At 69.4% G+C, this 24,281-nt stretch carries 23 protein-coding genes and 1 tRNA gene; 11 read left to right on the top strand and 13 right to left on the bottom strand.

Annotation, left to right across the window (positions count from 1 at the left end):
* Nucleotides 1-17 precede the first annotated feature (17 nt).
* Entirely contained in the window at nt 18-596 is a 579-nt protein-coding gene (locus FHW73_RS10705; protein WP_183426702.1) for a hypothetical protein, read from the top strand.
* 88 nt (nt 597-684) lie between these two features.
* Here FHW73_RS10705 and FHW73_RS10700 read toward each other — a convergent pair whose 3' ends face one another.
* The 6 genes from FHW73_RS10700 to FHW73_RS10675 all read right to left on the bottom strand — a co-directional run bounded on the left by FHW73_RS10700 (nt 685) and on the right by FHW73_RS10675 (nt 6,463).
* Entirely contained in the window at nt 685-2,025 is a 1,341-nt protein-coding gene (locus FHW73_RS10700; protein ID WP_183426701.1) for a HAMP domain-containing sensor histidine kinase, read from the bottom strand.
* On the bottom strand, nt 2,012-2,695 hold the full coding sequence (locus tag FHW73_RS10695) for a response regulator transcription factor (RefSeq protein WP_183426700.1): 684 nt from the start codon (nt 2,693-2,695) through the stop codon (nt 2,012-2,014). The genes FHW73_RS10700 and FHW73_RS10695 overlap by 14 nt, the downstream gene beginning before the upstream one ends.
* A 15-nt stretch (nt 2,696-2,710) precedes the next feature.
* Nucleotides 2,711-3,178, bottom strand: a complete 468-nt coding sequence (locus tag FHW73_RS10690; protein ID WP_183426699.1) for a hypothetical protein — start codon at nt 3,176-3,178, stop codon at nt 2,711-2,713.
* Between the two features lie 252 nt (nt 3,179-3,430).
* Nucleotides 3,431-4,351 carry a 30S ribosomal protein S6--L-glutamate ligase gene (gene rimK / locus FHW73_RS10685; RefSeq protein WP_183426698.1) on the bottom strand — a complete coding sequence of 307 codons (921 nt, stop codon included), beginning with the start codon at nt 4,349-4,351 and terminating at the stop codon, nt 3,431-3,433.
* A gap of 106 nt (nt 4,352-4,457) precedes the next feature.
* A tRNA-Gly gene (locus FHW73_RS10680) sits at nt 4,458-4,531 on the bottom strand.
* A 78-nt stretch (nt 4,532-4,609) separates the two neighbouring features.
* On the bottom strand, nt 4,610-6,463 hold the full coding sequence (locus FHW73_RS10675) for an autotransporter domain-containing protein (RefSeq protein ID WP_183426697.1): 1,854 nt from the start codon (nt 6,461-6,463) through the stop codon (nt 4,610-4,612).
* Nucleotides 6,464-6,636: 173 nt separating this feature from the next.
* Between FHW73_RS10675 and thiS the strand changes: the two genes are divergently transcribed.
* The 4 genes from thiS (at nt 6,637) to FHW73_RS10655 (ending at nt 10,711) form a co-directional block, all read left to right on the top strand.
* Nucleotides 6,637-6,837: a sulfur carrier protein ThiS gene (thiS, locus tag FHW73_RS10670; RefSeq protein WP_183426696.1), complete on the top strand. Its 201-nt coding sequence runs from the start codon at nt 6,637-6,639 to the stop codon at nt 6,835-6,837.
* Nucleotides 6,838-7,213: 376 nt separating this feature from the next.
* Nucleotides 7,214-8,014, top strand: coding sequence for a thiazole synthase (locus tag FHW73_RS10665; protein WP_183426695.1), 801 nt, complete (start codon nt 7,214-7,216; stop codon nt 8,012-8,014).
* 10 nt (nt 8,015-8,024) lie between these two features.
* Nucleotides 8,025-8,762, top strand: a complete 738-nt coding sequence (gene trmB / locus FHW73_RS10660; protein ID WP_183426694.1) for a tRNA (guanosine(46)-N7)-methyltransferase TrmB — start codon at nt 8,025-8,027, stop codon at nt 8,760-8,762.
* Nucleotides 8,763-8,860: 98 nt separating this feature from the next.
* Entirely contained in the window at nt 8,861-10,711 is a 1,851-nt protein-coding gene (locus tag FHW73_RS10655) for an SLC13 family permease (RefSeq protein ID WP_183426693.1), read from the top strand.
* Nucleotides 10,712-10,767: 56 nt separating this feature from the next.
* Here the strand turns inward: FHW73_RS10655 and FHW73_RS10650 are convergent, their stop codons facing one another.
* Complete coding sequence (locus FHW73_RS10650; protein ID WP_183426692.1) at nt 10,768-11,118, bottom strand: Rieske (2Fe-2S) protein; 351 nt, start codon at nt 11,116-11,118, stop codon at nt 10,768-10,770.
* 78 nt (nt 11,119-11,196) lie between these two features.
* On the opposite strand from FHW73_RS10650, the gene FHW73_RS10645 reads away from it, so the two are divergent.
* The 4 genes from FHW73_RS10645 (at nt 11,197) to FHW73_RS10630 (ending at nt 14,262) form a co-directional block, all read left to right on the top strand.
* Complete coding sequence (locus FHW73_RS10645; RefSeq protein WP_183426691.1) at nt 11,197-11,493, top strand: hypothetical protein; 297 nt, start codon at nt 11,197-11,199, stop codon at nt 11,491-11,493.
* A gap of 32 nt (nt 11,494-11,525) precedes the next feature.
* The gene (locus tag FHW73_RS10640; RefSeq protein WP_183426690.1) at nt 11,526-12,251 is read left to right on the top strand and encodes a fumarylacetoacetate hydrolase family protein; all 726 of its coding nucleotides are present in this window, start codon (nt 11,526-11,528) and stop codon (nt 12,249-12,251) included.
* A gap of 35 nt (nt 12,252-12,286) precedes the next feature.
* Nucleotides 12,287-12,724: a large-conductance mechanosensitive channel protein MscL gene (mscL, locus tag FHW73_RS10635; protein WP_183426689.1), complete on the top strand. Its 438-nt coding sequence runs from the start codon at nt 12,287-12,289 to the stop codon at nt 12,722-12,724.
* 95 nt (nt 12,725-12,819) lie between these two features.
* On the top strand, nt 12,820-14,262 hold the full coding sequence (locus tag FHW73_RS10630; protein WP_183426688.1) for a M28 family peptidase: 1,443 nt from the start codon (nt 12,820-12,822) through the stop codon (nt 14,260-14,262).
* A 37-nt stretch (nt 14,263-14,299) separates the two neighbouring features.
* Here FHW73_RS10630 and FHW73_RS10625 read toward each other — a convergent pair whose 3' ends face one another.
* The 5 genes from FHW73_RS10625 to FHW73_RS10605 all read right to left on the bottom strand — a co-directional run bounded on the left by FHW73_RS10625 (nt 14,300) and on the right by FHW73_RS10605 (nt 22,038).
* Entirely contained in the window at nt 14,300-15,196 is an 897-nt protein-coding gene (locus tag FHW73_RS10625) for a TrmH family RNA methyltransferase (RefSeq protein WP_183426687.1), read from the bottom strand.
* Between the two features lies 1 nt (nt 15,197).
* A complete protein-coding gene (locus FHW73_RS10620) occupies nt 15,198-16,688 on the bottom strand; it encodes an alanine/glycine:cation symporter family protein (RefSeq protein WP_183426686.1) in 1,491 nt (496 codons plus the stop codon).
* 129 nt (nt 16,689-16,817) lie between these two features.
* Nucleotides 16,818-17,366: a GNAT family protein gene (locus FHW73_RS10615; protein WP_183426685.1), complete on the bottom strand. Its 549-nt coding sequence runs from the start codon at nt 17,364-17,366 to the stop codon at nt 16,818-16,820.
* A gap of 425 nt (nt 17,367-17,791) precedes the next feature.
* Nucleotides 17,792-20,926 carry an efflux RND transporter permease subunit gene (locus tag FHW73_RS10610; protein ID WP_183426684.1) on the bottom strand — a complete coding sequence of 1,045 codons (3,135 nt, stop codon included), beginning with the start codon at nt 20,924-20,926 and terminating at the stop codon, nt 17,792-17,794.
* On the bottom strand, nt 20,923-22,038 hold the full coding sequence (locus FHW73_RS10605) for an efflux RND transporter periplasmic adaptor subunit (RefSeq protein ID WP_345776175.1): 1,116 nt from the start codon (nt 22,036-22,038) through the stop codon (nt 20,923-20,925). Before FHW73_RS10605 ends, FHW73_RS10610 begins: the two co-directional genes overlap by 4 nt.
* A 173-nt stretch (nt 22,039-22,211) precedes the next feature.
* Here FHW73_RS10605 and cysK point away from each other — a divergent pair, with 173 nt between their 5' ends.
* Entirely contained in the window at nt 22,212-23,171 is a 960-nt protein-coding gene (gene cysK / locus FHW73_RS10600; RefSeq protein WP_183426682.1) for a cysteine synthase A, read from the top strand.
* A 13-nt stretch (nt 23,172-23,184) separates the two neighbouring features.
* Here cysK and FHW73_RS10595 read toward each other — a convergent pair whose 3' ends face one another.
* Nucleotides 23,185-23,643, bottom strand: coding sequence for a hypothetical protein (locus FHW73_RS10595; RefSeq protein ID WP_183426681.1), 459 nt, complete (start codon nt 23,641-23,643; stop codon nt 23,185-23,187).
* A gap of 89 nt (nt 23,644-23,732) precedes the next feature.
* Here FHW73_RS10595 and FHW73_RS10590 point away from each other — a divergent pair, with 89 nt between their 5' ends.
* Entirely contained in the window at nt 23,733-24,251 is a 519-nt protein-coding gene (locus FHW73_RS10590; protein WP_183426680.1) for an O-acetyl-ADP-ribose deacetylase, read from the top strand.
* The last annotated feature ends 30 nt before the right edge of the window (nt 24,252-24,281 follow it).

The raw sequence follows: 24,281 nt of genomic DNA, 5'->3' as shown, positions 1-24,281 counted from the left end.
GGCGCTAGGCTGCGCCGATGCCCCGTCGCGCCGTCACGCTGCTGCTCCCGCTGCTCGCCGTCGTCGCCGCGACGCCGGACAAGACAGCGCATGCCCAGATCCGGCGCTGCGTCGCGCCCGACGGCGGCACCGTCTATACCGACCGGGCCTGCAGCGCGGTCGGCGCAACGACCGGCCCCAAGCGCGGCGCCGGCGCGGCTGCCGTCACCGCGTACCGCAGCGGATGCCAGCGCCATCTGCGTGGTCTGATCCAGGAGTTGAGCCATGCGATCGACAGCCGCGACACCAACCGCCTGGCATCGCTCTACCACTGGCGTGGAATGAACAGCACCGGCAGCGACCGGATTCTCGACCGCCTGGACGCGATCGCGCAGCGCCCGCTGGTGGATATCGTCGCCCAGCGCCCGGCCGCCACGGCGACAAGCGCGCCTGGCGGGTTCGCCGGGTGGGCGAGCGCACGCGAGCTGCCGGCCGCCGCGCGCGTGCAACCACCGTCGTCGCTGCGCGTCACCCAGACTGGCCCCGGCGGGACCGGCGCCTCGCAGACGGTGTTCTCGCTCCACCGCCATTTCGACTGCTGGTGGATCCGGCTCTAGCGCCGCAAGCCGCATGCCGCAGCGCGGGCACCGAGGGCGACCGGACAGTGCGAGGAAGGCAACCTGCACACGGCGCGGCGCGCGCAGCTCAATCAGGGCGGAACGACAGGGTCGCCACGACTCCGCGCACCGCGCCGGGGACCACCCGCACCTGCCAGCCATACAGATCGCACAGCCGACGTACGATCGACAGGCCGATGCCACCGCCCTGCGAGTGCTCGGCATGCGTGCCGCGATAGCCGCGCTCGAACAGCCGGGCTGCATCCTCCGCGCTCAGACCCGGGCCACTGTCAGCGACCTCCACGGTGTGCGCACGCACGCGTACGACCACCTCGCCTTCCTGGGTGTACTTGATCGCATTGCCGACCAGGTTGCCCAGCGCGACGGTGACCGCAGCCTCGGGGGCGTCGACGACCAGCGGCTGCTCGGCCTCCAGCCGCAGTTCCAGTGGCTTGCCGACCAGTTGCGGGCGGTGCGCGTCGAACAACTGTTCGACGACACGGCCGATGTCGGTCGCGCCATGTCCGCGCTCCTCGCGCGAGAGCAGCAGCAGGGCGCTGATCAGGTCGGTGCACTGCTGCTCGGCGCGCTGGATGCGCAGCAACCGGGTCCGGGTCTTCTCGTCCAGGTCCGGCCGCGACAATAGCAACTCCACCGCGCCCTTGATGACCGCCAACGGCGTGCGCAGTTCGTGGCTGACGTCAGCATTGAACTCGCGGTCGCGCTGCACCACTTCGGTCAGCCGGAAGGCATAGTCGTCGAGCGCGCTGGCCAGCTGCCCGACCTCGTCGTCGGGAAAGTGCGGCGCCAGCGCCTGCGGCCGCGAACTGTCGCCCGAGCGGCTGAGCCGCTTGGCCAGCTCCGAGACCGGGCTCATGACCCGCGCGGCCGACCACCAACCGATCAGTCCCGACAGCAACGACACCATGACCACCGAACCGAAGATGGCGCGCTGGAACTGGGTCGCACCGCGTACAGTCTCGGTCATGTCGTAGGCCAGGAAGAACCACTCCTCCGGCGTCTTGCGCACCGCCAGCTTGTACATGAACGGCGTGCCGTCCTCGTCGACGCCGCTGAGGTTGTGGATGCCGTCGCCCAGCTCGTACCAGTCGGGCTGCTCATAGCGCAGCTCCTCGAACCGGTCGCGCTTGACCACGCGCGCGCGGATCTGCTCGACCGGGGCGGCGGGGTTGCGCGAGGGGTCGACGTAGTAGCGCCGCGCATACTCGTCGATGTTGCGATTCATCAGGTCCTCGACCAGCGTGTTCTCCACGCGGTCGCGGGCTTCCTGGGTCAGGAATGCGAACAGCGTCGTGAGCCCGAGCCCGAGCAGCACGAACGACAGGATGATGCGGCTGCGCAGGCGCCGCCGGTAGCGGCGCTCGCGGACCCGGGCCGGACGGCCCGTCGCGACCTCAGTTGGCGGCATCGGGCACGGCGATCCGGTAGCCGATTCCGTGCCGTGTCTGGATGTAGGGCGGATCGAACGGCTTGTCGACGACCGCGCGCAGGCCATGGATATGCACGCGCAGCGAGTCGGAGTCCGGCAGTTCCTCGCCCCAGACGCGGGTCTCGAGCTCCTGGCGCGTGACCACGGCCGGCGAGGCCTCCATCAACGACTGCAGGATCTTGAGTGCGGTCGGGTTGAGTTGCAGCAGCTTGCCCTGGCGACGCACCTCGAGGGTGTCGAGGTTGTACTCGAGCTCGCCGACTTCCAGCACGCGCGTGTGCGCGCCCTTGCCACGGCGCGACAGCGCATTGAGGCGGACCTCGACCTCCTGCAGCGCGAATGGCTTGACCAGATAGTCGTCGGCGCCCGAGTCGAAGCCGGCGAGCTTGTTGTCGAGGCTGTCGCGCGCGGTGAGCATCAGCACCGGTGTCTGCTTGCGCGCGTCGTTGCGCAGCTTGCGGCAGACCTCCAGGCCGTCCATGCCCGGCAGATTGAGATCGAGCACGATCGCATCGAAATCATGGACCACCGCCAGATGCAGGCCGGTGACGCCGTCGGCGGCGAAGTCGACGGTGTGGCCGCGGTCCTCGAGGTAATCCCCGAGATTGGCGGCGATGTCCTGGTTGTCTTCGATGACAAGGATATGCATGGATGCGCCTTTTTCTTACCTTGGGTCGGTCGGTTTCATTACACCACGGGAGCGCAGTCGTTCCTGTGATGTCTCGGTCGCACGTCGGCGCTCGGCGACCGTCATGCAGTTGGTTTGCGGGAGCCGCGATCCGATCGGCGTCTCGCGACGGCAGATCAGCCGGCTGTCGGCTTTCGCACGCGTCAGGATCGTGTTCACTTGCTCTTGGTCGTTGAACAACCGCACGCGTTCGGTTTCATGCAACGCATCCACGCTCGATGTCTTCTCGATCACGCCCTGCATCCGGTCCAGCAGCGAGACCACTGTCTGCTTGTCCGAGGGCGAAATCTCCGCGTACGCCTCGCCCCCGGACAGGTCTGCCAGCACCGCGGCGCGCTGCCGTTCGAAAGCACCACTTTCGATATCGACCACGCCATCACCGGCCCAGACCGCCTGCGAGAAGACACACAACACTGCAAGACCGATACCGATCGACCGCTTCATACGCGCCACTCCCTGGTGATCCGATTGCAAGGCGCCCGTCAGGCCGCCCGCGGATCATGCCATCGAACCGGGCCACCGCCCATGCCAAGGCGCGACACAAAAAGACCCGGACGTTGGCCGCCCGGGTCAAAGGAGTGTTGCCCCGATTGCCGTTATCCGCTGCGCCCCGGCCGAAGCCGGGGGAGAGAGCGCAAGCGCATTCCGGACGCTCAGATTAGGGGTGGGATCCGTCGAAATACGGAAAAAAAACGTTCAGGTTCCGTTGGATCCATGACGCCGCGCACGTCGCGGACGTCCAGCCCCGACCCGCGCGGCCAGGTGCTCGACGATGCCCCCGGCGATATCCTGCCCCGTCACCGCCTCGATGCCCTCCAGACCGGGTGAGGCGTTGACCTCGAGCACCAATGGTCCCCGGTCCGAACGGATCAGATCGACCCCGGCGATCCCCAGGCCCACCACTTGGGCCGCGCGCACCGCGACCGCCTGCTCTTCCTCGGTCGCCACCGCCGCACTCGCGCTGCCGCCGCGATGCAGATTGGAGCGGAAGTCCCCCGCCGGCGCCTGACGCTGCATCGCGCCGATGACCCGGTCGCCGACCACGAAGCAACGCAGGTCCGCGCCCTGGGCCTCGGCGATGAACTCCTGCACCAGGAAGTTGGCGTACAGGCCGCGCAGGGCCTCGACCGCGCCACGCGAGGCCGATGGTTTCTCGGTCAGCATGACGCCAGCGCCCTGCATGCCCTCGTTGAGCTTGATCACATGCGGCGGCGGGCCAAGCATCGCCAGCAGGTCGTCAGTGTCATCGGGGTTGTCGCCGAACACCGTGACCGGCAGACCGATGCCCTCGGCAGCCAACAATTGCTGGCAGCGCAGCTTGTCGCGCGCCCGTGCGAATGCTGCCGAGGGATTGGGCGCGAAGCTGCCCATCAACTCGAGCTGATGCAGCACCGCGTTGCCATAGCGCGCCACCGAGGTGCCGAAGCGCGGGATCACCGCATCGAATGCCTCGATCGAACGCCCCTTGTAGCGCAGCGAGAAGCCCTCGCTGCTGATGCGCATGTAGCAGCGCAGCGGATCGAGCACGCGCACGGTGTGCCCACGCGTGCGCGCGGCCTCGACCAGCCGGCGGGTGGAATAGAGCTTGGTGTTGCGGGACAGGATCGCGAGCTTCATCGCAGGACCGGGCAAGCACGCGGCGCCGACGGGCCGCATCGAGGATCGACGGGAACAGCTGCAACGAAAACGGCGACACCATCGTCGATGGTGCCGCCGCTGGAACTGGAGCGGGTGATGGGAATCGAACCCACGCTAGCAGCTTGGGAAGCTGCAGTTCTACCATTGAACTACACCCGCGCAGGGCCCCAGTCTATGCCGCCGCGGCGCGGCTTGGCAACGCCGCCGCGCGGGCGGCGGCGCGGCGGGCCTGAGCGGTCAGAACCCCGCGCCCAGGGTCGCGAACACCGTGGTGTGGCTGCCGGCCTTCTGGCCGACCGTCAGGGTGGCGCCGACATTGGCGTCCAGGCCGAACAGGCGCGCCTGGGTGCCGAGCGTCGCGGTGCCGTAGCTGCGGTCGTAGCCGCGAGCCGGCACCGCATAGTCCAGCGTCGAGGGCAGCGACTGCGCGCGGGCCCAGGCCTGGGTCGGTGCGTCCTCGAACTCGCGATCGACGGTCAGTCGCGCATACGGCCGCACGCCGCCGTCGCCGGCATAGGCGAACTGCCAACCGGCGCTGCCGATCAACGAGTCGATGTCCTGCGAGGGATAGGCCAGCGAGGTCGACATCGTCGGGTCGCTCTCGGCGAAGCCGTCGACCTCGATGCGCTGCCCCACCACCGACAGCACCGGACCATGCTCCAGCGGGCCGTTGCCGAAGGTCCAGCCGGCATACAGCGCGGCGGTCGTGTTGCTGCCATCGGCCTGGCCGCTGTGCACGCGCGTCGCCGGCCCGATCTGCACGGCGCGGTCGGTGTCGAAGTCCAGCCAGCTGTAGCTCAGCTGCAGGTTCACCCAGCCGCCGGCCGCACTGCGCCAGTGCGCGAAGCCGCCGATGGTCGCTTCGCTCTGGTCCCAGCTGCCGCGGCGCAGGCCCCAGTCGTTGCCCTGGCGGCCGTAGCCGACGAAGCCGCCGAAGGTCGTGGCGCCCGACGTCCAGTCCAGGCCGGCGGTCAGCGCCGGGCCGACGCCGTCGTAGGCATCGCCGTGGTCGTAACGCTGCATGTCGGCGCGCACGTCGGCCCACCAGCGCCGCCCCTCGACCGGCGCGGCGGCCAGGCTCATCCGGTTGGCGACGCGATCGGCGCGCGCGCGGCCGGTCATCGACGCAGACTGTGGCAGCACGGCGATCTGCTGCGGACCATCGATCATCGACACAGCCAGGTCGGCAATCATCGCCTGCGCACGGCTGGCCGGGTGCACACCGTCGGCGAACAGATAGGTGTTGGCCGCATCGGGCGCGACCAGCGAGCCCGGGTTGCAGAACAACGACGACGCACCGGCAGGCGCCGGCTGGGTCGCACAGGCGACCGAGGTGACATTGGTGAAGCCGTAACGCGAGGGATCGGCGGTCACTTCCTGCAGGAAGTGGAAGGTGTCGACCGGAATCACCCGCAGGCCCTGCGAGGCGAGACCGCCGTACAGCGCCTCGTTGTAGGCCGTCGACAGCGCGGTGCCCTGCGCCATCGCCGCGGCACCGCCGGCACGGAACTGCGGGGTCAGGCCGACGTCCGGGATCGACGGCACCAGCACGTAACGCGCGCCTGCGCCCTGCAGCGCGCCGACCAGGCCGACCTGCGCGGTCACCGCCGCGCCGATGATCTGCTGCGCCTGGCCCGGATTGGCCGCCACCGCGAACAGGTCGTTGGCGCCGCCCCAGACCGAGTACAGCGCGTCGGCATCGGCGCGGCCACCGTTGGCTGACAGGTAGGTGCGCACCTGGGTCGCCAGCGACGGCGTCGCGCCGAGCGCGCCGACGGTGTCGATCGCGACGCGGGCGCCGCCGACCGCGTAGTTGTCACCGGTCTGGCCGTTGCCGTTGGCACTGGCATCGGTGCCGTAGCGATCGGCCACGTGCTCGGCCCAGGTCAGCCCGGGGTTGGTCGTGAACCGGCCGAGGATCGCAGTCTGTGGCCCGACCTCGCGCACCAGCACCGGCCGGAAGTAGCCGGAATCGGTCAGGCTGTCGCCGAAGAACACGGTGCGGGAAAACGTGTCGGCGGCGAGCGTCGGAACGGCCGCTGCGGCAAGCGCGACGGCAAGGGCGGCACGGATCGGCCTGGATGACGACATGGGGGGCTCTCCTGAAAAGGGCGGCGATTATCTGCCGGTTGGCGACCGGGCCCCGTACGGGACCGCATTGCCGCGATGATCCCGCCGCGCGCCGGGCACGGCACGCCGCACTGCGTCATGCCCGCCGCCCGGCCCGGCGTGCGCCCTGCCCCGCGAACGGGGACAATCGCGGCATGAACATCCGACTCAACGGCGAAGACGCCGATATCGATCCGGGCAGCACGATCGCCGCCCTACTGCAGGCCCAGGGACTGGGCGGGCGCCGCGTGGCGGTGGAGGTCAACGGCGAGATCGTCCCGCGCGGTCGCCACGACACCCACGTCCTGGCCGACGGCGACCACGTCGAGATCGTCCACGCACTGGGAGGGGGGTAAGCGAATGCGCTTGTCCGAGCCTTCCGGCTCGGACGCATTCGCGAACGCCCGCACACGGATGTGCGGGCAGGGCAACCCGGAGCCAGCACCGCCCCGCCAGGGACGGCCACCACACCCCACCGCGCGTCCGGGCGCTGATCCGATGCCATCCGGCATCGGATGCGGGGGCGAACGCCCGCACAGGGACGTGCGGGCAGGACATCCCGACACCTGTACCGCCACGCCATGGATGGCACCGGGGCTGTCACCAGCACCATGAGCGCTTGTCCGAGCCCTCCGGCTCGGACGCATTCGCGGACCGCCCTTCCAAGAACCGCTCGCGAACGCGTCGCTGACGCGTCCGGCACACCCGCGCCGCTTGGGCGATAATCCCGGGATGAGCATTCCTTCCCCCTCGCGCGACGCCGGCCTCGTCATCGCCGGCAAGACCTACCGCTCCCGCCTGCTGACCGGCACCGGCAAGTTCGAGGATCTCGACCAGACCCGTGCGGCCACCGAAGCCGCTGGTGCGCAGATCGTCACCGTCGCGATCCGTCGCACCAATATCGGCCAAACCCCTGGCGAGCCCAACCTGCTCGACGTGCTGCCGCCCGACCGCTACACGATCCTGCCCAATACGGCCGGCTGCTACACCGCCGAAGAAGCCGTGCGCACCTGCCGGCTGGCCCGCGAACTGCTCGACGGCCACAACCTGACCAAGCTGGAGGTGCTGGGCGACCAGCGCACGCTGTTCCCCGACGTGGTGCAGACGCTCAAGGCCGCCGAGCAACTGGTCGCCGACGGCTTCGAGGTCATGGTCTACACCTCCGACGATCCGATCCTGGCCAAGCGCCTGGAAGAGATCGGCTGCGTGGCGGTGATGCCGCTGGCTGCGCCGATCGGCTCGGGTCTGGGGATCCAGAACCGCTACAACCTGCTGGAGATCGTCGAGAACGCGAAGGTGCCGATCATCGTCGACGCCGGCGTCGGCACCGCCTCCGATGCCGCGATCGCGATGGAACTGGGCTGCGACGGCGTGCTGATGAACACCGCGATCGCCGGCGCCCGCGACCCGGTGCTGATGGCCTCGGCGATGCGCAAGGCGGTCGAGGCCGGCCGCGAGGCCTTCCTGGCCGGGCGCATCCCGCGCAAGCGCTTCGCCAGCGCATCCTCGCCGGTCGACGGCCTGGTCGGCTGACGCCCGCGCGATGACCGACCCGTTCTCCAGCGAAGGCGCCAAGGCGCCGCCCAAGCCGTTCACGGTGACCGAGGGCCGGCGCGAAGTGCGCAGCTTCGTATTGCGCCAGGGCCGGTTCACGCCGGCGCAACAGCGCGCATTCGACGACGCCTGGCCGCGCTTCGGCCTGGACTACACCGGCACACCGCGCGACCTCGACGCCGTGTTCGGACGGCAGGCCTTGCGGATTCTGGAAATCGGCTTCGGCAACGGTGAGGCGCTGCGCCATTCGGCGCGCATGGACCTGGCCCGCGACCACATCGGCATCGAAGTGCATGCGCCGGGGGTGGGCCGTGTGCTCAATGGCCTGGCCGAGGACGGCAGCGACCATGTCCGCGTGTACCACCACGACGCGGTCGAGGTGCTGCGCAACGAGATCGCAGACGGCGCGCTCGACGAGATCCGGATCTACTTCCCCGATCCCTGGCACAAGAAGCGCCACAACAAACGCCGCCTGGTACAGCCCGCGTTCGCCGCGCTGCTGGTGACCAAGCTGCGGCTGGGCGGGCGCCTGCATCTGGCGACCGACTGGCAGGACTACGCCGAGCAGATGTGGGACGTGCTCGACGCCACGGCCGGCCTGCGCAACCGCGTCGGCCCGCGCGGCCATGTGCCGCGACCGCCGTGGCGCCCGCAGACGCATTTCGAGAGCCGCGGCCTGAAGCTGGGCCACGGGGTCTGGGATCTGCTCTACGACCGGGACCCATGATCCGTGATGCGTGATCGGGACCAGCAGGGCGCCTCCCCGGCGCGGAAGCACACTGGCTTGCGCCGGTCCCCGTCGCGTCGGAAAGCGTCATCGCCCTGATGGACACCGGCCTGGCACTCACCACCGATATGAAGATCGTCCTGGCCCTGGTGGGGCTGACGATGGTGCTGTTCTTGTTCCAGCGCGTGCGCGCGGACCTGGTGGCGCTGGTGGTGCTGGTGATGCTGGGCCTGACCGGTCTGGTGGCGCCCGAGGATGTCTTCAACGGCTTTTCCTCCAACGCGGTGATCAGCGTCATCGCGACGATGATCCTGGGCATGGGCCTGGACCGCACCGGCGCGCTCAACCGCCTCGCCGGCTGGCTGCTGCGACGGGCCCGGGGCATGGAGAACCGCCTGTTGCTGCTGACCGCGGCCACCGCCGGCCTCAATTCCTCGGTCATGCAGAACCCGTCGGTGATGGCGCTGTACATGCCGGTCGCGGCGCGACTGGCCTCGCGCTCGGGGCTGCGCCTGGCGCAGATCCTGCTGCCGGTCTGTGTGGCCATCGTCATGGGCGGCGCGCTGACGATGGTCGGCAACTCGCCACTGATCCTGCTCAACGACCTGCTGACCGCGGCCAACGCCAACATGCCCTCCGGCGCGGCGACGCTGGAATCGCTGAACATGTTCGCGCCGCTGCCGATCGGCCTGGCGCTGCTGATCGCCGGGCTCGCCTACTTCCATTTCTTCGGCAACCGGCAGCTGGGCGAACTGAGCGACGGCGGCGACGGCCCGGTGACCCCGGCGCGCACCCAGAGCTACTTCGCCAGCGCCTACGGCATCGAAGGCGACGTGTTCGAACTGGTGGTCACCGCCGAAAGCCCGCTGGTGGGCATGACGTTCGCCGAGGCCGAGGCGATCCACCACGCGCCGCTGCTGCTGGCGCTCAAGTCCGAGAACGAGTCGCGCCTGGCCCCGCCGGCCGATTCGCGCATCTGGGTGGGCAGCGTGCTTGGTGCGATGGGCCCGCGCCAGCAGGTGGCCGACTTCGCGCAGAACCAGTTCCTGCGCATGAGTTCGCGGCTGCGGCACTTCGGCGACCTGTTCAATCCCAGCCGTGCCGGCATCGCCGAGGCGGTGATTCCGCCGACCTCGAAATTCATCGGCAAGTCGGCCGCCGAGCTGAGCCTGGGCAAGAAGTACGGCGTCCGGCTGCTGGCGATCAATCGCGACAAGACCGTGCTGCGCGAGAACGTGCGCAAGATGACCCTGCGCGCCGGCGACATGCTGGTGCTGCACAGCATCTGGCAGGACCTGGCGCGTACCGCCAAGTCGCTCGATTTCCTGATCGTGACCGACTATCCCAAGGGCGAGCAGCGGCCGCACAAGTTCAAGATCGCGATGGCGATCTTTGCGGTGACGATGCTGATCGCCCTGTCCTCCCGCATCCCCACCTCGGTGGCGCTGATGACCGGCGTGGCGGGCATGCTGGTGTTCGGCGTGCTGAAGATGGACGAGGCCTACAGCGCGATCAACTGGAAGACCGTGTTCCTGATGGCTTGTCTGATTCCGCTGGGCTGGGCGATGGATTCGAGCGGCGCAGCGGCCTGGGTCGCCGGCCACAGCATCGAACGGCTGCCGACCGGGCTGCCGGTCTGGCTGCTGGAGATCGCAGTCGCGCTGCTGACCACCGCGTTCTCGCTGGTCATCAGCCACGTTGGCGCGACGATCGTCGTGGTCCCGCTGGCGATCAATCTGGCGCTGGCCGCCGGCGGCAACCCGACCGCATTCGCGCTGATCGTCGCGCTGTCGGCGTCCAACAACTTCGTCACCCAGTCCAATCCGGTGATGTCGATGATCATCGGCCCGGCCGGTTATACGGCCAAGCAGCTGTGGCGGATCGGGCTGCCGATCTCGCTGATGTACACCGCGATCGTGGTGCTGATGGTCAACCTGCTGTTCGACTGAGGGCTCGACCGGCGACGCCCGGCTGCCGGCGCGTGCTGCCGTCCAGCTCGCGGCGCTCAGCCCAGCACCACCTGCCCCTCGCACACCTGCACGGGCACGGCGCGCAACGCCTCTCCCTTGCACGGCCCGGCGACGCAGACGCCGTCGGCGGTGCGGAAACTCGCACCGTGCGCGGCGCAGACCAGATGCCCGTCCTTGGAGGCCAGGAACTGACCGGGCGCCCAGTCGAGCCGACGGCCGGCATGCGGACAGATGTTGAGCCAGGCGCGGACCTCGCCGCCGTCACGGTGCAGCACCAGCGACTCGGCTTCGCCATCGACGACGCCTTCCGCCTCGGCGAAGCCGCCATCGGCGATGGCATCGAGTGCGAGCAGACGGGCACCGTCACATGAATTTAACGAAGGCATTACAACTCCGGGCGGCGACCGACCGATACTGGACCCCTCGGCCCACCCGGCCATTGTGTCACGAGCATTGCAGCCGCCATGTCCAACGCCTTCTTCCGCGATCTTCACGCCCGTTTCGATGCCTCCGGTGTCCGTGCGGTGTTCGCGCCGCGCAAGCCGCGGCACCCGGTGTTGCGGGTGTTGCTGGGCCTGGTCGGCCTCGCCCTGCTCGCGGTGTTGCTGGTGGCCGGCCTGTTCGTCGGCGCGGCGATGCTGCTGTTCGGGCTTGCGCGCCGCTTGCTGGTGCGTGGCGACGCGTCGCCGGCCCGGGACGACCGCATCGTCGAGGCCGAGTACCGCGTCGTGCGCAATCGCGACCAGCCGCTGCTGCGCTGAGCGCTGCAGCGCCCGCATCCCGATCTGAGCCGATGACCGATCCGTCGTACGACGTGGTGCCCGCTGCGGCGCCGACCCGCCTGCCTGTGCGCGGTGGCGGCCAGTTTCCGATCCGGCGCGTGTACTGCGTCGGCCGCAATTTCGCCGACCACGCCCGCGAGATGGGCGCCCAGGCACCCGCCTCGAAGGCCGAGCGCGGTACGCCGGTGTTCTTCGCCAAGCCCGCCGATGCGGTGGTGACCTCCGGCGAAGTGCCCTACCCGAGTGCCACGCGCGAACTGCATCACGAGGTCGAACTGGTCGTGGCGATCGGCCGCGACGCGCCGCCCGGCGACCTGCCGGTCGACCGCGCTGCCGAGCTCGTCTACGGCTACGCAGTCGGCCTGGACCTCACCCGTCGTGACCTGCAGGCCGCCGCCAAGGCCAAGGGCCTGCCCTGGGACGTGGCCAAGGGCTTCGACGCCTCGGCGCCGGTCGGCGAACTGGTGCCGGCAGCGGTCGTTGGCACGCTGGCACCGCGGACGTTGTCGCTGGAGGTCAACGGTGTGCTGCGGCAATCGTCGACGCTCGCGCAGCTGATCTGGGATGTGCCCGAGATCCTGCACGAATTGTCCAAGCTGTTCGCGCTGCGCGCTGGCGACTTGGTGTTGATGGGCACGCCGGCCGGCGTCGCCGCCCTGCATCCGGGCGATGTCTGCGTCGCCCGGCTCGACGATGTGCTCGAGCTCCACTGCAAGGTCACTGCGCCGCCGCTATAGTCCTGCGCGCATCCACTTACAGCGCAGGAGACATCATGGGCATACTCGCCGAGTTCAGGGAATTCGCCGTCCGCGGCAACGTCATCGATCTCGCGGTCGGCGTGGTCATCGGCGCGGCGTTCGGCAAGATCGTCACGGCACTCGTCGAGAACCTCATCATGCCATTCATCGGCCTGCTGACCGGTGGCATCGATTTCTCCCGATGGGCCATCACACTGCGTGCAGCCCAGGTGGACGCAGCCGGCGAGGAGATTCCAGCGCTGGTGCTGGGCATCGGCAACGTCGTCAACACCATCGTGCAGTTCGTCATCGTCGCGTTCGCGATCTTCATCGCGGTGCGCTTCATCAACCGTCTCAAGCGCAAGCAGGCCGAAGCGCCGGTCGAGCAGAAGCCGGCCGAGCCGAGCGAAGAAGTGAAGCTGCTGCGCGAGATCCGCGATTCGCTTCGCAAGCCCGACGCCCCGGTCACCTGACCCGCATCCCACGCCGGACCTCCGGCACATCGCCTCAGAACGGGCCGCGCGCGACAATGCGCACGGCCCGTTCCTATTTCAGCCGGAGACCGCGCATGCGTCCTGCCCCGCTTCTGAATGCCCTCGCCCTCGCCCTGTTGTCGGGCGCCCTGCTGGTGCCCGCCACCAGCCACGCACGCGAGGCCACGGCCGCGCCGGTGGCGCAGGCGTCGCTGGACGCCGCCGCGCAACTGCGCGAGCGCGCATTGCAGGACGGCACCGCCTACCGGCTGATCGAATCGCTGACCACGCAGATCGGCCCGCGTCTGCCGGGCAGCGAGGCCGATGCGCGCGCGGTCGAATGGGCCAAGGCGCGCTTTGCCGAGCTCGGCTACGACCGGGTGTGGACCGAACCGGTGACTTTCCCGAAGTGGGAACGGCGCAGCGAGCACGCGGCGGTCGTTGGTGCCCACGCCCAGCCGCTGGTGCTCACCGCACTGGGTGGCAGTCCGGGCGGCGAGGTGTCGGCGCAGATCGCGCGCTTCGACAGCCTCGCCGCACTCGAGGCCGCCGACCCGGCGACGCTGCGCGGACGCATCGTGTTTGTCGACGTCCCGATGGCACGCTCGCGCGACGGCAGCGGCTACGGTGCCGCCGGCGCAATCCGCAGCCGCGGACCGTCGATTGCCGCGCGCAAGGGCGCGGCCGCCTACCTGATGCGCTCGATCGGCACCAGCCCGCACCGTGTCGCCAATACCGGCATCACCCGCTTCGATGCCGACGTCACGCCGATCCCGGCAGCCGCATTGTCGCTGCCCGACGCCGACCAGCTGACCCGCCTGCTGCGGCTGGGGCCGGTCGAAGTCGCCCTCTCGCTCGACTGCGGCTGGAACGGGACCTACACCTCGCAGAACGTCATCGCCGAACTCACCGGCCGCGAGCGCCCGGACGAGATCGTGCTGATCGCCGGCCATCTCGATTCCTGGGACCTGGGCACCGGCGCGGTCGACGACGCCTCGGGCGTGGGCATCACGATGGCCGCCGGGCACCTGATCGCGCAGCAGCCGCAGCGTCCGCGGCGCAGCGTGCGCGTGGTTGCGTTCGCGAACGAGGAACAGGGCCTACTTGGCGCGCGCGCCTATGCCGACGCGCACGGCGGCGCCGATGTGATCGCCCGGCACGTGATCGGTGCGGAGAGCGACTTCGGCGCCGGTCGCATCTACGGCTTCAACACCAGCGCCCCGGCGGGACAGCGCGCGACCAGCGACGCGATCGCCGAGGTACTGCGTCCGCTCGGCATCGACTATCTGCAGGACAAAGGCAGCCCGGGCCCCGACATCTCGCCGCTGGCGGCCAAGGGCGGCGCCTGGGGCTGGCTGGGCCAGGACGGCACCGACTACTTCGACCTGCACCACAACGCCAACGACACCTTCGACAAGGTCGACCCCGATGCGGTCGCGCAGAACACCGCGGCCTATGCAGTGTTCGCGTGGCTGGCTGCAGAATCCGACGAAAGCTTCGGCAGCGCGCCCAAGACCGACGCCACGCCGGCGCACTGAGGCAGCGCGCCCTCAGGCGCGCACGCGCGCGTGGCGGTCAGCGGTGCTGCTGCCGCCACTGCGCCAGCAGCACGGCGGTGGCCGAGGCGACATTGAGGCTCTCGACCGCGCCGCTGCCGGGGATACCCAGCTTGATATCACAGGCCTCGGCGAGTGCGGCATCCATGCCCTCGCCCTCGGCGCCGAGCACGTAGATCAGCCGCGGCGGCAGCGCGGCCTCGAACAGATCCTCGCCGCCGCGCACGACCGTGGCGGCCAGCTTGAAGCCCGCGCTGCGCAACTGCGCCAGCGCGTTCTCGTCTCGGCCCAGTCGGACGAAGCGCACAGCCTCCGCGCCGCCTTCGGCAACACGCGCGGCCGCGCCCGACAGCGCGAGCGATGCCTCCCGGGGCAGCAACACGGCACCGACGCCGAAGTGCGCGGCCGAACGAAGGATCGCGCCGAGGTTGTGCGGGTTGCCGACGCCATCGAGCCACAGTGCGCAGGCCGGCCCTTCGGGCAGGGTCTGCAGCCAGTCGCCCAGCGGCAGCGGCGCTTCGCGCAACACCTCGGCGACGATGCCCTCGTGATGCGTGCTCGCGGCGAGCTTGCGCAGGTCGTCCTCGCCGACGACGCGGTAGCCCACCCGGTTGGCCGCGCACCACTTGAGCATCGGCTGCAGCTGCGGGATGCGCGCCTCGAGCAGATACAGCTTGCGGATCGCCTCGGGTCGCCGCGCGAACACCGCCTCGATCGCATTGCGCCCATACAGGCGCAGTTCGCGACGGTCCTCACCTGATTCGTCCGCAGACGCCACGGCAGGAGCCGGCCGTGACGATGCTGCAGCCGGCGGCTTCGTGCGCGCACGCGCGCCCCATGGGCTGTCACGACCCGGCGTGGACGCCGGCGTGCGGGGCGTGTCGCGGCCGCTGCCGGACCAGGGGGACTTCGTCATGTCAGGGCACCTTGCGCCAGAAATCGGCATTGCGGATCCCGAGCTTGTCGGGATCGAACACGGGATCAAGCCCCTGCTTCTTCTGCTGCTCGTAATCGCGCAGCGCCTGCAATGCCGGCTTCTGCAGGATCAGGATCGCGACGATATTGAGCCAGGCCATCAGGCCCACACCGATATCGCCGAGCATCCAGGCCATCTCGGCACTGCGGACCGCACCGAAGATCACCATGCCCAGCAGCGCCACACGCAGCAGCAGCGTCCGGCCCGGACGCGCGACGTGGTTGTTGAGGTAGGTCAGATTGGTCTCGGCCATGTAGTAATAGGCCATGATCGTGGTGAACGCGAAGAAGAACAGCGCCACCGCGACAAAGATCGCGCCCCAGCCGGGCAGGATCGACTCGATGCCCGCCTGCGCGAAGCCCGATCCTGCCTCCACACCCGGCAGCGCTTCGTGCAGCATCACGCCCTCGGGGCCGACGACGTTGTACATGCCGGTCGCCAGGATCAGGAACGCGGTCGAGGTGCAGACCAGCATCGTGTCGAAGTAGATCGCCCAGGCCTGCACATAGCCTTGCTTGGCCGGGTGCGAGACCTCGGCCGCCGCGGCGGCATGCGGCCCGGTGCCCTGACCGGCCTCATTGGCGTAGATACCGCGCTTGACGCCCCACTCCACGGCCAACCCGAGCATGGCGCCGAAGCCGGCGTGCACGCCGAACGCACTCTCGAAGATGATGCGGAACATCGTCGGCACGAAATCGTAGTTGATGACCATCACCGTGACCGCGGTGAGGATGTAGGCGATCGCCATGAACGGAACCACCAGCTCGGCGAACGCAGCGATGCGCTTGACGCCGCCGAAGATGATCACCGCCAGCATCAACGCCACGACGATGCCGATGCCCGCCTTGAGCGCGGTGCGTGCTTCCATGCCCATCCACTGGCCGGACAGGTCGCCGCACACCGTGCTGCCGGCGCAGACATTGGCGATGCTGTCGGCGATCGCATTGGCCTGCACGCCCGGCATCAGCAGGCCTGCCGCCAACAGGGTCGCGAATGCGAACGCCAGCGCATACCACTTCAGGCCCATCGCCTTCTCGATATAGTACGCAGGACCGCCGCGATAGCGACCTTCGGCGTCCTTCTCCTTGTAGATCTGCGCCAGGGTGCACTCGACGTACGACGTCGAGGCGCCGAGGAAGCCCATCACCCACATCCAGAACACCGCGCCCGGGCCACCGAACGCGATCGCGGTGGCGACGCCGGCGATATTGCCGATCCCGATGCGCCCGGCCATCGACATCGCCAGCGCCTGGAACGAGGACACACCGGCATCGGACTTCTGGCCGGTGAACGTGAGCCGGGTCATCTCGACAAAGCCGCGCACCTGCATGAAGCGGGTGCGAAGCGTGAACCACAGGCCGGCGCCCAGGCACAGCGCGATCAGCGCCTTGCTCCAGATCAGACCATTGAGGGCGGTAAGCAACTGATCCATCGATCTGGCTCCGGGCTGGACGGGGGCGGATGACGCGGACGACACACGAAGGATCGATTTTCCACGATCAGGGGTCCGAATGCGACGCACTGTCGCAGCGGCGGGCATTGCACCTTCCGGCGCCAGGGGTCAGCCCGACTCAGGCGGCTCGTCGCGCAGCAGTCCGAACAGGCGAAGATCGTGCAGGCCATCGGCCTTGCGTATCGCGCCACGCAGCCGGCCCTCCTCCACGAAACCGCTGCAGACGAGCACCCGCGCCGAGGCCGGGTTGAGATCGAGCACGTTGGCCTGCAGGCGCGTCAGCCCGAGTGCGTCCATCACCCAGGGCACATAGGCCGCGACCACCCGGCGCATGATCCCGCGGTTCCAGTGCACGCGCGCCAGCCAGTAGCCGAGCTCTGCCGAATGCGCACGCTCGCCTGTCCCCTGCCGGGCATCGATGCTGCCGCAGGCCTTGCCGTCGATCTCGATCGCCAGCACCGGCCCGGACAGATCGACCACCTTGCCGGCCAGGAACGCCTCACCATCGGCGCGCGTGTAGGGGTTGGGAAAGCGATCGCTGAGCCCGCGCACGACCAGCGGATCGTCGGCATGGCGCAGCAACGTCTCGAGATCGCCGTCACGCCAGCGCCGCAGCACGAAGCCGTCCCCCTCGATCCGCACGTCGTCCCAACGCATCCCCATGCTCCACCTGAGAACCAGAGGTCAGAGTGCAGCACCGCGCGCGGAATTGCACAACGTTCTTATGGCCTGCGCGGCATGCCGCGCAAGCAGCCCACACTCACCATTTCTGACTCGCCGCTGTGGACCATCCATGGCCCGCTATCGCATTCCCCGACCAGCACAACGCACTGAGGCCCACAGCGCGCGACTTATTTCGGCGGGCGAGTCTGTGTCCACCGAAGTCGGGGTTCAAACGGCTATCGCGGCGGACTGACAGTCGGTGGCCGCGTCAAGCGCGCCATGGATGGCGCGCGCCCGAGTCAAGGCAGGATGCCTTGACCGAGGGGAGAGCGGCTTCCGGCTGGCAGGCCGCTGCTCCTCCGAAGTGAGCGCCCCACCCCCGCATTTGGGGAAAGAACTTTCTGCTTACCGGCCGCGGATCAGGCGTGACCGCCGACGGCGGGGGTTTCGGCTTCCAGGCGCTCGAGTTCCTGGGCCAGGGCTTCAGGCGAGCGCGTGAACGGCGCGAGCAGCGCGTAGAAGGCCGGGACCACGAACAGCGACAGCAGGGTCGAGAACGCGACACCGAAGATGATCACGATGCCGATCGTCGCCCGGCTCGCCGAACCGGGGCCACCGGCCACGACCAGCGGGATCGCACCGACGATGGTCGCCGTCGAGGTCATCAGGATCGGACGCAGACGCACCGCCGAGGCCTCGGCGATCGCCTCGCGGACGTTCCGGCCCTCGTCGCGCAACTGGTTGGCGAACTCGACGATCAGGATGCCGTTCTTGGCCGCCAGGCCGATCAGCATGACGATGCCGATCTGGCTGAACAGGTTGAGCGTGCCGCCCGTCGCCCACAGACCCAGCAGCGCGCCCAGCACCGCCAGCGGCACGGTCAGCATGATCACCAGCGGATGGATGAAGCTCTCGAACTGCGCGGCCAGCACCAGGTAGACGATCATCAGCGCCATCGCGAAGGTCAGCAGCACCGCGCCGCCGGCTTCCTGGAACTCGCGGCTCTCGCCCTTCCAGTCGATCTGCGCGTAGTCGGGCAGTTCCTCGGCGGCGACCTGGCGCGTCCATTCGAGCGCTTCGCCCATCGAGTAGCCCGGGGCGAGCCCGGCGCTGATGGTGATCGCGCGCAGCCGATTGAAGCGGTTGAAGCTGCCGGGCTCGGCGATCTCGCTGAGCGTGACCAGGTTGGCCAGCGGCACCAGCGCGTCGTCGCGCCCGCGCACATAGGTGTCGGCGAGGTCGGCGGGGTTCATGCGCCGCTCGCGACCGGCCTGCAGCAGCACGTCGTACTCCTCGCCGTTATCGACGAAGGTGGTGACCTGACGCGAGCCCATCATCGTCTCGAGCGTGCGTCCGATCTCCTGCACCGACACGCCCAGATCGGCCGCGCGCTGCCGGTCGATGTCCACACGCATCTGCGGCCGCGTTTCCTTGTAGTCCGAATCCGGATCCTGGATGCCGGGGTTCTCGCGCATGCGCGCGAGCATGCGATCGCGCCATTGCGCGATCTCCGCGTAATCCGGCCCGCCGAGCACCAACTGATAGCGCTGGCCGCGGCTGCCGACCAGACCGCCCGGCACGTTCGCGCGCACCTGCACGCCAGGCAACTTGGCGAACTCGGCGCGCAGCGTCTCGACCACCTCGACGGTGCTCTGCTTGCGGTGCTTCCAGTCCTGCAGGAACACGATCACCTGGCCGGTGTGCATGTCTTCGCTGCCGCCCCAACCGCGTGGCACGCGCGAGTTGGCGCGCGCGATCGGCTGGTCGTCGCCGACCAGCGGCGCAAAGATCGCCTCGACGTGCTGCATCTGGTCGACGGTGTAGTCGAAGCCCGCGCCTTCTGGGCCGTCGACGCCGACGAAGAACCGCCCGCGATCCTCGGCCGGCGACAGTTCGCTGGGCACGCGTGCGAACAGCAGCACCGCGGCCGCCACGCACACTGCGATCGCCGCGGCCAGCAGCAACAGCAGGCGACCGGCCGGCAACGCGACCAGTGAATCGACCCGCCGGCCGTAGCCGCTGCCCAGGCGCGCCAACTGCCGGTTCATCCATGCATTGAAGCCGCGCTGCTTGGTATGCGGCCGTACCAGCTTGGAGCACATCATCGGCGTCAGCGTCAGCGCGATGAACGCCGACAGCGCGACCGCGCCGGCCAGCGCGACCGACAGTTCGCGGAACAGCCGCCCCGAGTTGCCCTCCATGAAGCCGACCGGCAGGAACACCGCGACCAGCACCGCGGTCGTGGAGATCACCGCAAAGGCGACCTGCGCGGTACCGCGGCGTGCGGCCACCAGCGGTGGCTCGCCGAGATCGGCACGGCGCTGCACGTTCTCCAGCACGATGATCGCATCGTCCACGACCAGGCCGATGCACAGCACCAGCGCCAGCAGCGTGAGCAGGTTGATCGAGAACCCGAACACATACAGCGCGATGAACGCGGCGATCAGGCACACCGGCACGGTCAGCGCCGGGATCAGCGCCGCGCGCAGGCTGCCCAGGAACAGCCAGATCACCAGGAACACCAGCGCCATCGCCTCACCCAGCGTCCAGTAGACCCGGGTGATCGCCGCATCGATGAACACGGTGTTGTCGGAGGCGACGAAGATCTCGGTGCCTTCCGGCAGCGTCTGCTGGATGCGCTCGGCCTCGGCGCGCGCGGCATGCGCGACATCGAGCGCGTTCGCGGTCGAGGTGCGCACGATGCCCAGCCCCACGTTGGGGACCGAGTTGCTGCGCATGTAGGAGCGCCGCTCGGCCGAGCCCAGCTCGATCTGCGCGACATCGCCCAGGCGTACGACGTAGCCGTCGCTGCCCCGGCGCACCGGGATCTGCGCGAACTGCGAAGGTTCGCGGAAGCCGCGTTCCACGCGCAGCGTGAAGTCGCGCGTCTGCGACTCGATCCGGCCCGCCGGCAGTTCGACGTTCTCGGTGCGCAGCGCATTCTCGATGTCGGCCGCGGTGATGCTGCGCGCGGCCATCTCGTCGCGGTCGAGCCAGATCCGCATCGCGTAGCGATGGCCGCCGCTGAGTTGCACGCGCGCCACGCCGTCGAGCGAGGACAGCCGGTCGAGGATGTAGCGGTCGGTGTAGTCGGTCAGCTCGAGCGTATTCATCGTGCTCGAACGCAGGTTCAGCCAGACGATCGCGTCGGCGTCGGCCTCGACCTTGGAGATCTGCGGCGGGTCGGCCTCGATCGGTATGCGGTCGGTGACCCGGCTGATCGCGTCACGGACGTCGTTGGCGGCGGCCTCGATGTCGCGGGTCAGGTTGAACTCGATGGTGACGTCGGAGCGGCCGTTGCGGCTGCGCGACTCGATCGTGCGGATGCCTTCGATGCCCGACAGCGCGTCCTCGAGGATCTGCGTGATGCGGGTCTCGACCACGGCCGCCGAGGCACCGGGATAGCTGACGTCCACCGAGACGATCGGCGGATCGATGTTCGGCAGCTCGCGCAGCGTCAACCGGGTGAACGCCATGATCCCCAGCGCCACCAGCAGCAGACTGATCACCGCGGCAAACACGGGCCGCCGGATCGAGACGTCCGACAGTTTCATCGCACGTCGTCCTTGGGCGTGTCGGCATCCTCGGCCGGTTGCGCCTTGGCCTCCTGCACCGTGCCTTCGACGATCTTCATGCCCGGCCGCAGCTTGCCGGTGCCGTCGAGCACGATGCGCTCGCCCGGCGTCAGGCCTTCAACCAGTTCGGCCAGGCCGTCCTGGCGCACGCCGATCTCGACCGGCGCCTGCTCGACCGTCTCGTCTTCGCGCACGCGGTACACGAAGGTGTCGCGGCCAACCTGGATCACCGCGATCTCCGGCACCATCAGCGCCTGGCGGGTACGCTGCTGCAGGCGGACCTGGATCAGCATGCCCGGGCGCAGCCGGCGGTCGGGATTGCCGAACGCGCCGCGCACCGTCACCGCACGGGTGTTGGCATCGACGCGGGCATCGATCGTCTGCACCACGCCCTCGAACTCGTCGGCCGGGTACGCCGCGCTGCGCCCGAACACGCGCTGGCCAGGCGCGATGGCCGCCAGCCGGGTCTCGGGCACGGGGAAATCGACATAGACGGTCGAGATGTCGTCGAGCGTCGCGATCGGGGTGCCCGGGGTGACCAGGGCGCCCGGGCTGACCTGGCGGATGCCCAGCACGCCGGCGAACGGCGCGCGGATGGTGCGGTCGCCGACGTTGGCGCGCATCTCGGCCACGTTCGCACGCGCGGCGTCGCGGGTCGCGCGCAGGGTGTCGAGCGAGGCGCGTGCGATCAACTGCTGGTCCACCAGCCCGGCGCCGCGCCGGTACTGCTGCTCGGCCTCGATCGCCGCGGCCTCTGCCGCCTCGAGCGCCGCCTGCTGCTGGCTGCCGGTCAGCGTGACCAGCACCATGCCGGCGTCGACATCGTCGCCGCTGTCGAAGTGCACCCGCTGCACCGTTTCGCTGACCTTCGCGGTGAGCATGATCGACTCGCGCGCCTTGACCGTGCCCAGCGCCGCGACCGTGTCATTCCAGTCGCGCAGCGCGGCCACCGTCGTGGTCACCGGGACCGCCGCACCGCCCTCCGGGCGGGCCGCGCTCTCGGGGCTGCCACAGGCTGCAAGCATCGATGCGAGGAGGGCGACGAGCGCGCACGACACGGTGCCGCGGCGGCCTGGGGCTTGCTCGGACAAGGGAAGACCCTGAGACGGTGAAAGCGCGGGAGTGTACCCGCTGCCCCGTGACGCCGACCGTGCCATCGGATGGTGTCGAAAAAACAGCGTTCCATGTCAACGCATGGTCCGCCGGCGCGTTTTGTCGCAGTCTGGGACGACCGCGCACCGCGCCTGCCCCGCGAGCTCTCCCCATGGCCCTGTACGACAGCATCCTCGACACCGTCGGCAATACGCCCATCGTCCGGCTGAACAGGTTGGCGCCGGCCAACGTCACACTCTACGCCAAGGTCGAATCCTTCAATCCCGGCGGCTCGGTCAAGGACCGTCTGGCGCTGGCGATCGTGCTCGACGCCGAGCGCCGCGGCCTGCTCAAGCCCGGCGACACCATCGTCGAGGCCACTTCGGGCAACACCGGCGTCGCCCTGGCGATGGTCGCGGCTGCGCGCGGCTACAAGTTCGTCGCCACGATGGTCGAGACGTTCTCGATCGAACGCCGCAAGCTGATGCGCGCCTACGGTGCCAAGGTGATCCTGACCCCGGCCGCCGAACGCGGCTCGGGCATGGTGCGCAAGGCACGGGAACTGGCCGAGCAGCACGGCTGGTTCCTCGCCAGCCAGTTCGCCAACCCCGCCAACCCTGCCTACCACCGCAACACCACCGCGGCCGAGATCCTGCGCGACTTCGCCGGCCGCAGGCTCGACCACTTCGTCACCGGCTGGGGCACCGGCGGCACACTGACCGGCGTGGGCGAAGTCCTCAAGGTCGCCCGCCCCGAGGTCAAGGTCACCGCCGTCGAGCCCGCGGGCGCCGCGATGCTGCAGGGCAAGGACTGGGCGCCGCACAAGATCCAGGGCTGGACCCCGGACTTTGTGCCCGAGGTGCTCAATCGCGACATCGCCGCCCAACTGCTGTCGATCGACGACGCGCTGGCGATCGAGACCGCACGCCGGCTCGCGGCCGAGGAAGGCATCTTCGTCGGCATCTCCGCCGGGGCCACCGTCGCTGCCGCGCTCGAAGTCGCCAAGTCCGCCAGCGACGGCGAGGTGATCCTGGCGATGCTGCCCGATACCGGCGAGCGCTACTTCTCCACGCCGCTGTTCGCCGACGTCAACGAAGGCTCGGACGACGACTGGCTGGCGGGCCTGCCTTGAACGCCACCCGGCGCTAGCCCCGCCCCATCCACAGCGCCAGACCGACGCCGAGCACCAGCAGCAGCGCGACCCACAGCAGCCAGCCATAGCGGCCACTGTCGCCGACGACGACGGTCTCCTGGCGCGCCTCGCGCAGCAGCGGCGAGGCGTGCCGGGACACCGTCTGCCGCGCCGCCTCGTCGTCGAGCGCCGGGTCGAGCTCGCGCAGGCGCCGCGCCGCGTCCTCGGTATTGCCCGTCGCGATCCGCGCTGCGACCTCGGTGGGCAGGGTCGCCTCACCCACGGGGCGCGCCTGGGATGAGGGGCGGTAGGGGTCGTCGCGCCCATCGAGCGCCTCGACCGTGTCCTTCGCGGCCCGCAGCGACAGCCCGGGATTGGCATCGCGCAGGGCCTTGATCGCCTCGATCGTGCGCCCGCGGCGCATCAGGTCGTGGACGGGAGGTGGGACGTGCAGGGGCGCGCGATCGCTCATCGAAAAGTCGCTCTCAGGACAAGACCGACGGCCAGCATCGCGCAGACGGCGTGATGCCACGATCCAGCCGCCCTCGATATGCTGCGCCGATGGACCGTCTCCGCGCCCTGCAAGCCGACATCACCCGCTGCGACGTCGACGCGACCGTCAATGCCGCCAACCCCTCTTTGCTCGGCGGCGGCGGCGTCGACGGCGCGATCCACCGGGCAGCCGGGCCCGACCTGCTGCGCGCCTGCCGCGCCCTGCCCGAATCGCGGCCGGGCGTGCGCTGCCCGACCGGTGAGGCCCGGATCACGCCCGGCTTCGGGTTACCGGCACGCCATGTGATCCACACCGTCGGCCCCATCTGGCAGGACGGCCAGCACGGCGAGCCCGCACTGCTCGCCGCCTGTTACCGCAACGCGCTTGCGCTGGCGCAGGCACACGGACTGGCGTCGATCGCGTTCCCGGCGATCAGTTGCGGCGTCTACGGCTATCCGCCCGATGCCGCGGTCGCAATCGCCGTCGCCCAGGTGCGTGAGTGTCTGGCCGAGGGCCCATTGGACGTGCTGTTCTGCTGCCACGACGCCACGATGCTGGCGCGCTACACCGCGGCGCTTGCGGCCTGAGCCACCATCGCGGCATTGCCTGGCCCATAA

The organism is Luteimonas sp. RC10, from assembly GCF_014192745.1.
Taxonomy (GTDB): domain Bacteria; phylum Pseudomonadota; class Gammaproteobacteria; order Xanthomonadales; family Xanthomonadaceae; genus Luteimonas.
The sequence above is the reverse complement of the archived record's forward strand: the minus strand, read 5'-3'. Positions and strand labels throughout refer to the sequence as shown.

Excerpts from the sequence above, each read along its gene's own strand:
- FHW73_RS10705 (WP_183426702.1), top strand. The coding sequence starts at position 18 with ATGCCCCGTCGCGCCGTCACGCTGCTGCTCCCGCTGCTCGCCGTCGTC.
- FHW73_RS10700 (WP_183426701.1), bottom strand. The coding sequence starts at position 2,025 with ATGCCGCCAACTGAGGTCGCGACGGGCCGTCCGGCCCGGGTCCGCGAG.
- FHW73_RS10695 (WP_183426700.1), bottom strand. The coding sequence starts at position 2,695 with ATGCATATCCTTGTCATCGAAGACAACCAGGACATCGCCGCCAATCTC.
- FHW73_RS10690 (WP_183426699.1), bottom strand. The coding sequence starts at position 3,178 with ATGAAGCGGTCGATCGGTATCGGTCTTGCAGTGTTGTGTGTCTTCTCG.
- rimK (WP_183426698.1), bottom strand. The coding sequence starts at position 4,351 with ATGAAGCTCGCGATCCTGTCCCGCAACACCAAGCTCTATTCCACCCGC.
- FHW73_RS10675 (WP_183426697.1), bottom strand. The coding sequence starts at position 6,463 with ATGTCGTCATCCAGGCCGATCCGTGCCGCCCTTGCCGTCGCGCTTGCC.
- thiS (WP_183426696.1), top strand. The coding sequence starts at position 6,637 with ATGAACATCCGACTCAACGGCGAAGACGCCGATATCGATCCGGGCAGC.
- FHW73_RS10665 (WP_183426695.1), top strand. The coding sequence starts at position 7,214 with ATGAGCATTCCTTCCCCCTCGCGCGACGCCGGCCTCGTCATCGCCGGC.
- trmB (WP_183426694.1), top strand. The coding sequence starts at position 8,025 with ATGACCGACCCGTTCTCCAGCGAAGGCGCCAAGGCGCCGCCCAAGCCG.
- FHW73_RS10655 (WP_183426693.1), top strand. The coding sequence starts at position 8,861 with ATGGACACCGGCCTGGCACTCACCACCGATATGAAGATCGTCCTGGCC.
- FHW73_RS10650 (WP_183426692.1), bottom strand. The coding sequence starts at position 11,118 with ATGCCTTCGTTAAATTCATGTGACGGTGCCCGTCTGCTCGCACTCGAT.
- FHW73_RS10645 (WP_183426691.1), top strand. The coding sequence starts at position 11,197 with ATGTCCAACGCCTTCTTCCGCGATCTTCACGCCCGTTTCGATGCCTCC.
- FHW73_RS10640 (WP_183426690.1), top strand. The coding sequence starts at position 11,526 with ATGACCGATCCGTCGTACGACGTGGTGCCCGCTGCGGCGCCGACCCGC.
- mscL (WP_183426689.1), top strand. The coding sequence starts at position 12,287 with ATGGGCATACTCGCCGAGTTCAGGGAATTCGCCGTCCGCGGCAACGTC.
- FHW73_RS10630 (WP_183426688.1), top strand. The coding sequence starts at position 12,820 with ATGCGTCCTGCCCCGCTTCTGAATGCCCTCGCCCTCGCCCTGTTGTCG.
- FHW73_RS10625 (WP_183426687.1), bottom strand. The coding sequence starts at position 15,196 with ATGACGAAGTCCCCCTGGTCCGGCAGCGGCCGCGACACGCCCCGCACG.
- FHW73_RS10620 (WP_183426686.1), bottom strand. The coding sequence starts at position 16,688 with ATGGATCAGTTGCTTACCGCCCTCAATGGTCTGATCTGGAGCAAGGCG.
- FHW73_RS10615 (WP_183426685.1), bottom strand. The coding sequence starts at position 17,366 with ATGCGTTGGGACGACGTGCGGATCGAGGGGGACGGCTTCGTGCTGCGG.
- FHW73_RS10610 (WP_183426684.1), bottom strand. The coding sequence starts at position 20,926 with ATGAAACTGTCGGACGTCTCGATCCGGCGGCCCGTGTTTGCCGCGGTG.
- cysK (WP_183426682.1), top strand. The coding sequence starts at position 22,212 with ATGGCCCTGTACGACAGCATCCTCGACACCGTCGGCAATACGCCCATC.
- FHW73_RS10595 (WP_183426681.1), bottom strand. The coding sequence starts at position 23,643 with ATGAGCGATCGCGCGCCCCTGCACGTCCCACCTCCCGTCCACGACCTG.
- FHW73_RS10590 (WP_183426680.1), top strand. The coding sequence starts at position 23,733 with ATGGACCGTCTCCGCGCCCTGCAAGCCGACATCACCCGCTGCGACGTC.